We start from the raw sequence: 7268 nt of genomic DNA, 5'->3' as shown, positions 1-7268 counted from the left end.
CTTGCTTTAAACTGGACGTCGGAGCCCAAAGACCCCCGACACCAGGCGCCGTCGCCCACATGTCCCTTCATCTAATCAACAATGTCAAAGACCAAACCCAGACAACAAAACCCGGACAACAATCAATCCCCGGTTCTCACCGGAAACCTAAGCCGTCCGTAGCTATCTGGCGACCAACACCGCAACACCTGGAAACAACCAGGCCGCCGGAAAAACCGGCTGCACCGCATCGGTGAAGCGGCATATATGGAGGCTCTCCCCAACCGTCAACGGCCATTTTTCCACAACCCCCGCAAATCCAACCAAAACCCCCACACCACAAGGCTTTTGAACCCAAACTTTTCTGTCTTTCCCCCCCAACCAACCCGAATCACCGCCGCTGAATCACTCCCCAAACACCCCCTCTCCAACACCATCACGTCAGAAGAAGCGCGGAAAAGGCACAAAAAACCCCGCAGCTCGCGCTGCGGGGTTTTTCGTTTGCGATCGAATCGCGGCTTAGTGGTGCGGCGTATCCTCAATCACCGGCAGCGTTTCGAACTGGTGGAACGGCGGCGGGCTGGACAGCGTCCATTCCAACGTCGTGGCGCCTTCGCCCCAGTAGTTGGGCGCGGCCTTCTTGCCGGCCAGGAAGGCGTAGGCGATGTTGATGAAGAAGATCACCAGCGACACGGCCATGACCATGTAGCCGATCGTGGCGATGTGGTTCCAGTATTCGAACGCCGGCGCATAATCGGGATAGCGGCGCGGCATGCCCTGCACACCCAGGAAGTGCATCGGGAAGAAGATCAGGTTCACCCCGACGAAGAACACCCAGAACTGCAGATGGCTGAGGAATTCCGAGTGCATCCGGCCGCTCATCTTGGGGAACCAGTAGAAGAACCCGGCGAAGAGCGAAGTCACCGCACCCAGCGACAGCACGTAGTGGAAGTGCGCAACGACGTAATAGCCGTCCTGCAGGTTATCGTCGATGCCGCCGTTGGCGAGGACCACGCCGGTCACGCCGCCCACGGTGAACAGGAAGATGAACCCGATGGCCCAGACCATGGGCGACTTGAACTCGATCGAACCGCCCCACATCGTGGCGATCCACGAGAAAATCTTGATGCCGGTGGGCACCGCGATCACCATCGTGGCGGCGGTGAAATACATCTTCGTGTTCACGTCGAGCCCGGTTGTGTACATGTGGTGGGCCCACACGATGAAGCCGACCAGGCCGATGGCGACCATGGCATAGGCCATGCCGAGGTAGCCGAACACCGGCTTGCGCGAGAAGGTGGAGATGATCTGGCTGACGATGCCGAAGCCCGGCAGGATCATGATGTAGACTTCGGGGTGGCCGAAGAACCAGAACAGGTGCTGGTAGAGCACCGGATCACCACCGCCGGCCGGATCGAAGAACGTGGTGCCGAAGTTGCGATCGGTGAGCAGCATGGTGATGGCCGCGGCCAGCACCGGCAGCGCCAGCAGCAGCAGGAACGCGGTGACCAGCACCGACCACACGAACAGCGGCATCTTGTGCAGCGTCATGCCCGGTGCGCGCATGTTGAAGATGGTGGTGATGAAGTTCACCGCACCCAGGATCGAGCCGGCGCCTGAAAGGTGCAGCGAGAAGATCGCGAAGTCCACCGCCGGGCCGACCGAGCCGGACGTGGAAAGCGGCGCATAGACCGTCCACCCGGTACCGGCGCCATGGCCGGTGCCGCCCGGCACGAAGGGCGAGATCATCAGCGAGCAGAAGCCCGAGAAGGTCAGCCAGAACGAGATGTTGTTCATGCGGGGGAAGGCCATGTCGGGCGCGCCGATCATGATCGGCACGAACCAGTTGCCAAAGCCGCCGATGATCGCGGGCATGACCATGAAGAACACCATGATCAGGCCGTGCGCCGTGATCAGCACGTTCCACATGTGCAAGGTCTGGTTGAAATCGGCGCCATCACCGCCGACGAAGCGGGTCCAGAACGCCAGGTACTGGATACCGGGATGCGCCAGTTCGGCGCGCATGATGCCCGAGATCGCGCCGCCGATGACACCGGCGAAGATCGCGAAGATCAGGTAGAGCGTGCCGATGTCCTTGTGGTTGGTGGACATGAACCAGCGCGCGAAGAAGCTGGGCTTGTGATCGTGTTCATGCGCATGATCATGATGCGCATCGAAGCTTTCATGATCGGCGGGAATGGTGGCCATGACGGGCGATCCTCTTTCCGATTGTCGTTCAGGCAGCAGGCGCTGCAGGCGCTGCGCCCACGGTGCCGCCCTGGCTCTTGATCCAGGAGTCGAACTGCGGCTTGGTCACCGCTTCGACCACGATCGGCATATAGCCGTGGCGGGCGCCGCACAGTTCCGAACACTGGCCGTAATAGACGCCGGGCTTGTTGATCATCAGCACCTTTTCATTGATGCGGCCTGGCACGGCGTCGAGCTTGAACCACAGCGAGGGCACCGCGAACGAGTGGATCACGTCAGACCCGGTGGTCTGGAGGCGAATCGGCACGCCGGCAGGCACGACCATGCGGTTGTCGGCGGCAAGCTGCGGCTGTTCGCCCCGCTTGATCGCCTCGGCCGGCGGCAGCATGTTGGAAATCACCTCGAACCCGCCGTTGTCGGGATAAGTATAGCCCCAATACCACTGGTAGCCGGTGACCTTCACGGTCAACGCGCCCTTGGGCGCCGGTTCGTACTGGTGGGCCAAGAGGCGAATCGAGGGCACCGCGATCACCACCAGGATCAGCACCGGAACCAGCGTCCAGATCACTTCGATCACGGTGTTGTGGCTGGTCTTGGAAGCGACCGGATTCTTGCGGCGGTTGAACTTGGCCATCACCGCGATCAGCAGGAACAGCACCAGCAGCACGATGGCCGTGATCACCGGCATCAGCACGTAATCGTGCATTTTCAATGCTTCCTGACCAATCGGCGAATATTGGTCCTGGAACGTCCAGCCACCGGGAACCGGTTGCCCCTTGCCCGCAACCGGCTTGGCCGGGACGTAAGTGGCCGCAGCCAGCGCCAACGAAGGCGCGGCAGCCGCCGCAGTTGCTGCAATGCCTGCCACGAGATGACCGGCGGTCCGAAACGCTGTGCCCGCATGGCGGACGAATTCGATTGGACTCATCGTCGCTTGTTCCGCTCTTCCCCGCGTACACGCCGGTTTCGAGGTCCGCGTGCACTGATTGTAATTCCCTCGATTGAACCGGGCTATACGCGGCCTTGTCGCGCCCCACAAGTTGCGACCTTCACCATGGCGGCAGGAAAGGATTGCCCCTTTGGCCAAGATGCCGCTTTGGCGCGGGCCAATGGGCGAAAAATCCTTGCCCGCCGCCGCGCCAGCGCCCATGGCAGGCCGCAAACACCAGCAAGCCCCCCAACACCCCGGGCGGGCGATCATGCAGGACCAGCGAACGACAGCCATGCAGGACGAAGACATCCTTTCCGAATTCCGTGCGTGCCAGGCGCTGCTTGAAGGGCATTTCCTGCTCTCTTCGGGACGCCGCAGTGCCTATTATCTTCAGTGCGCACGCGTGTTGATGGACCCGATGCGCGCCTCGCGCCTGGCCAGTGCCCTGGCCGCCAAGCTGCCGCGCGACTTGCGCCAGCAGATTGCCAAGGTGGTTTCCCCCGCGATGGGCGGCGTGATCATCGGCCACGAGATGGGCCGCGCGCTGGGCGTGGAAGCAGTGTTCGTGGAGCGGCCCACCGGCACGTTCGAACTGCGCCGCGGCTTTTCGCTCAATCCGGGCGAAAAGGTGCTGATGGTGGAAGACGTGGTGACAACCGGCCTTTCGAGCCGCGAGGCGATCAAAGCCGTGGAAGAAGCCGGCGGCGTGGTGATCGCCGAGGCGGCCCTGGTCGATCGGTCGGCCGGCGCGGTGGACCTGGGTGTGCCGTTCTATCCGCTCGTCTCGCTCAACTTCCCCACTTATGCCCCGGACGAGATCCCGGCCGAACTGGCCGCCCTGCCGGCGATCAAGCCCGGCAGCCGCGCGCAACCCTGAAGGCACGACCCAAGGACAGGAGACGGTGGCAGTGAGCGAGTTGTTCACGCCGGCCCGGCTGAGGCTGGGGGTTAACATCGATCACGTGGCGACGATCCGCAACGCGCGCGGCGGGGATCATCCCGATCCGGTGCGCGCGGCCGAAATCGTGGCGGCCGTGGGCGGCGACGGGATCACCGCGCACTTGCGCGAAGACCGGCGCCACATCCGCGACGAAGATCTGGCCCGCATCCAGGCCGCGACCAACCTGCCACTGAACCTGGAGATGGCCGCCACCGACGAAATGCTGGCGATCGCGCTGCGCCACAAGCCGCACGCCTGCTGCATCGTGCCCGAGCGGCGCGAGGAACGCACCACCGAAGGCGGGCTCGATGCCGCTGGGCAGCACAACCGCCTCGCCCCGATCGTGGCGCGCCTGCGCGACGCCGGCATCCGCGTCAGCCTGTTTATCGCGCCCGAAGCGCGGCAGATCGAAGCGGCGATGAAACTGGGCGCGCCGGTGGTGGAACTGCACACCGGCGAATATGCCCATGCGCAAGGGGAAGCCCGCGCGGCGGAATTGAAGCGCCTGGCCGACATGGCCGCGCTGGCCGCCAAGAACGGTATCGAGCCCCACGCCGGCCATGGCCTGACCTATGACAACGTGCAGCCCGTCGCCGCGATTCCCCAAGTGGCCGAACTCAACATCGGCCACTACCTGATCGGCGAGGCGATCTTCGTGGGACTTGACGCAGCGGTGCGCCGCATGCGCAGTCTGATGGACGAAGTGCGCTGATGCCAGCGCGCGCATCGGAGGAGCACCCCGCGTGATCATCGGCCTGGGTTCCGACTTGTGCAACATCGAACGCATCCAGCACTCGCTGGAACGGTTCGGCGATCGCTTCGTGGAACGGGTGTTCACACCCACGGAACAAGCCAAGGCCGCGCGGCGCCCCTACACCCGCGCCGGAACCCTGGCCAAGCGGTTTGCCGCCAAGGAAGCCTATTCCAAGGCCGTCGGCACAGGCTTCAAGGCCGGCGTGTTCATGAAGGACATCGGCGTGGTCAATGCGCCGTCGGGTGCCCCCACCCTGGCGTTGACCGGTGGCGCTGCCGCGCGCCTCGCCGCCATCACCCCGCCCGGCCACAAGGCCGTGGTGCACCTGACGATGACCGACGACCATCCCTGGGCGCAGGCGTTCGTGGTGATCGAGGCGGTTCCGGCATGAGCGACGGCGTGACCGGCATCCCGCCCGAACAGGCCCAGGCCCGCACCGGGCGTGTCAACTGGTGGGAGGAACTGCGCGGCCTGGTCGGCATGCTGCTGGCCGTGCTGGTGTTCCACAGCCTGCTGGCCAAGCCGTTCTACATCCCCTCGATGTCGATGATGCCCAATCTGCTGGTCGGTGACAGGCTGGTGGTGTCCAAGTATCCCTATGGCTGGTCGTGGGTTTCGCCCTCGTTCCACGTGCTGCCACGCTCGGCCACGCGGCTGTTTCCGGCAACGCCGCAATATGGCGATATCGTCATCGTGGTCCCGCGCGGCAGCAACGAGGACTATATCAAGCGCGTGGTGGCGCTGCCGGGCGATCGCATCGCGGTGGTCCACGGGCAGATCGTGCTGAACGGCCGCGCCGTGCCGCAAGCGGTCGAAGCCCCGCTCGATCTGCCGGTCGACGCCAACGACCCATGCGATCCGGCCGATTTTCCCGGCCTGCGCTTTCGCGACGCCATGGGCCACGATTTCTGCGAATTGCCGATCCTGCGCGAGACCCTGCCCAATGGCGCAACCTATCGCATCATCGACCACAAGCAGCAGCCGCTGGACGATTATGCCGAAGTAACGGTGCCGGCCGGCCACGTCTTTCTGATGGGCGACAACCGCGATCATTCCGCCGACAGCCGCGAGCCGCTGGCACTCAAGGGACTGGGCGGACCCGTGCCGCTGGCCGACGTGGGCGGCCGCGCCGAATTCGTCACCGTTTCGCTGGATGGCAGCGAGACCTGGAACCCGTTGACGTGGTGGCATGCCTTGCGTCACGGCCGCAGTGGGACGACACTGCGCCCCGAACGGGGGCCGGAACGGGATGCGCCAACGCCCGTTCCCGCTTCCTGACGTCTCTTAGCAAGGTAGCTTGCCACCGATGCCCGACACTGCCCATCCCGCCGCCGCGCAACCAGCTATGACACCGGGGGTACAGACCAAGGCCCACGCCCCCGGCCCCACCGACATCGCCGATCGCACCGTCCGCCAGGAAGCCAAGAAGGCCTTCGTGTGGATCGGCATCGCGGCCCTGGTGGTTCTGGCGGTGTTCCTGGCGCAACCGCTGCTGGTCATTTTCGGCGGCGTGGTGTTCGCATCGCTGATCGAAGGCGGGCAGCGCCTGCTGGGCCGCATCCTGCCCGGCCCGCGCGCCTTGCGCATCGCCCTGGTGCTGGTGGCGGCGGTCGGTTTCCTGGTGTGGCTGGGCTATTTCGCCGGCAACCAGATCGCCGCGCAGGCTGCGCAGTTCCCCCATATCGTGGAAGGGCAGGCCCAGCGCACGCTGAGTTGGCTGCACGGCCATGGCATCAACGTGGGCCAGGCCGACGTTTCGAAGATTGCCGAACAGGTGATCGGCGGCGTGGGCCCGGTCACCCAGGCGCTGGGCGGGATTTTCGGCGGTTTCACCACGTTTTTCCTGATCGTGATCCTGGGCATCTATTTCGTGCTGGAGCCTGACATCTATCGACGCGGCTTTGCCTGGCTGTTTCCGCTGGAAAGCCGCCCGCATTTCCAGGTGACGCTGCAGCGCATGGGCAAGTCGTTGCGCATGCTGCTGTTCGGGCGGATGATCGGCATGTTCACCGAAGGTCTGGCCACCTGGGTGCTGCTGGCGGTCTATGGCGTGCCGATGTCCGCGCTGCTCGGCATCCTCACCGGCCTTCTGGTGTTCCTGCCCAATATCGGCGCGCCGCTTTCCGGGTTGCTGATGGTACTGGTGGGCTTCTCGGGCGGCACCGACATGGGCATCTATTGCATCATCGTCTACCTGGTGGTCCAGACGGTGGACGGCAACATCATCGTGCCGATGGTGGCGAAGAAGACGGCAGACCTGGCACCAGCGATGGTGCTGGGCGCGCAGCTCATTTTCGGCGTGCTGTTCGGTATCCTGGGGCTGGCCCTGGCCGATCCGATCGTGGCGATGATCAAGATCGCACTGGAACGCCAGGCGGAGCGCAACGACGGGGAGCGCGCGCAACCGGACGGCGAAACTACCACGCACGACGGCACTGCGCTTTCGACATGACGGT

The 7268-nt window shown here is 64.3% G+C and carries 7 protein-coding genes; 5 read left to right on the top strand and 2 right to left on the bottom strand.

The genetic code is table 11. The features are described 5' to 3' along the window. Positions 1 to 498 precede the first annotated feature (498 nt). Positions 499 to 2187, bottom strand: a complete 1689-nt coding sequence (ctaD, locus tag FHW94_RS12215) for a cytochrome c oxidase subunit I (protein WP_168556062.1) — start codon at positions 2185 to 2187, stop codon at positions 499 to 501. 28 nt (positions 2188 to 2215) lie between these two features. Continuing rightward, entirely contained in the window at positions 2216 to 3115 is a 900-nt protein-coding gene (coxB, locus tag FHW94_RS12210; RefSeq protein WP_168556061.1) for a cytochrome c oxidase subunit II, read from the bottom strand. Between the two features lie 295 nt (positions 3116 to 3410). Here coxB and pyrE point away from each other — a divergent pair, with 295 nt between their 5' ends. Genes pyrE through FHW94_RS12185 form a run of 5 tightly spaced genes read left to right on the top strand, consistent with a single transcriptional unit; the run spans position 3411 to position 7264 of the window. Beyond that, positions 3411 to 3995 carry an orotate phosphoribosyltransferase gene (pyrE, locus tag FHW94_RS12205; protein WP_168556131.1) on the top strand — a complete coding sequence of 195 codons (585 nt, stop codon included), beginning with the start codon at positions 3411 to 3413 and terminating at the stop codon, positions 3993 to 3995. A 31-nt stretch (positions 3996 to 4026) separates the two neighbouring features. Beyond that, positions 4027 to 4770 (top strand): pyridoxine 5'-phosphate synthase, encoded by a 744-nt coding sequence (locus FHW94_RS12200; RefSeq protein ID WP_168556060.1) that lies wholly within the window; start codon positions 4027 to 4029, stop codon positions 4768 to 4770. 31 nt (positions 4771 to 4801) lie between these two features. Next, positions 4802 to 5203, top strand: a complete 402-nt coding sequence (acpS, locus tag FHW94_RS12195) for a holo-ACP synthase (protein WP_168556059.1) — start codon at positions 4802 to 4804, stop codon at positions 5201 to 5203. Continuing rightward, the gene (gene lepB, locus FHW94_RS12190; RefSeq protein ID WP_168556058.1) at positions 5200 to 6090 is read left to right on the top strand and encodes a signal peptidase I; all 891 of its coding nucleotides are present in this window, start codon (positions 5200 to 5202) and stop codon (positions 6088 to 6090) included. Before acpS ends, lepB begins: the two co-directional genes overlap by 4 nt. 28 nt (positions 6091 to 6118) lie before the next feature. Further along, positions 6119 to 7264: an AI-2E family transporter gene (locus tag FHW94_RS12185; RefSeq protein WP_168556057.1), complete on the top strand. Its 1146-nt coding sequence runs from the start codon at positions 6119 to 6121 to the stop codon at positions 7262 to 7264. Positions 7265 to 7268 lie beyond the last annotated feature (4 nt).

It is taken from the genome of Novosphingobium sp. SG720 (assembly GCF_012275365.1).
In the GTDB taxonomy this organism is placed as follows: Bacteria; Pseudomonadota; Alphaproteobacteria; order Sphingomonadales; family Sphingomonadaceae; genus Novosphingobium; species Novosphingobium rhizosphaerae.
The sequence above is the reverse complement of the archived record's forward strand: the minus strand, read 5'-3'. Positions and strand labels throughout refer to the sequence as shown.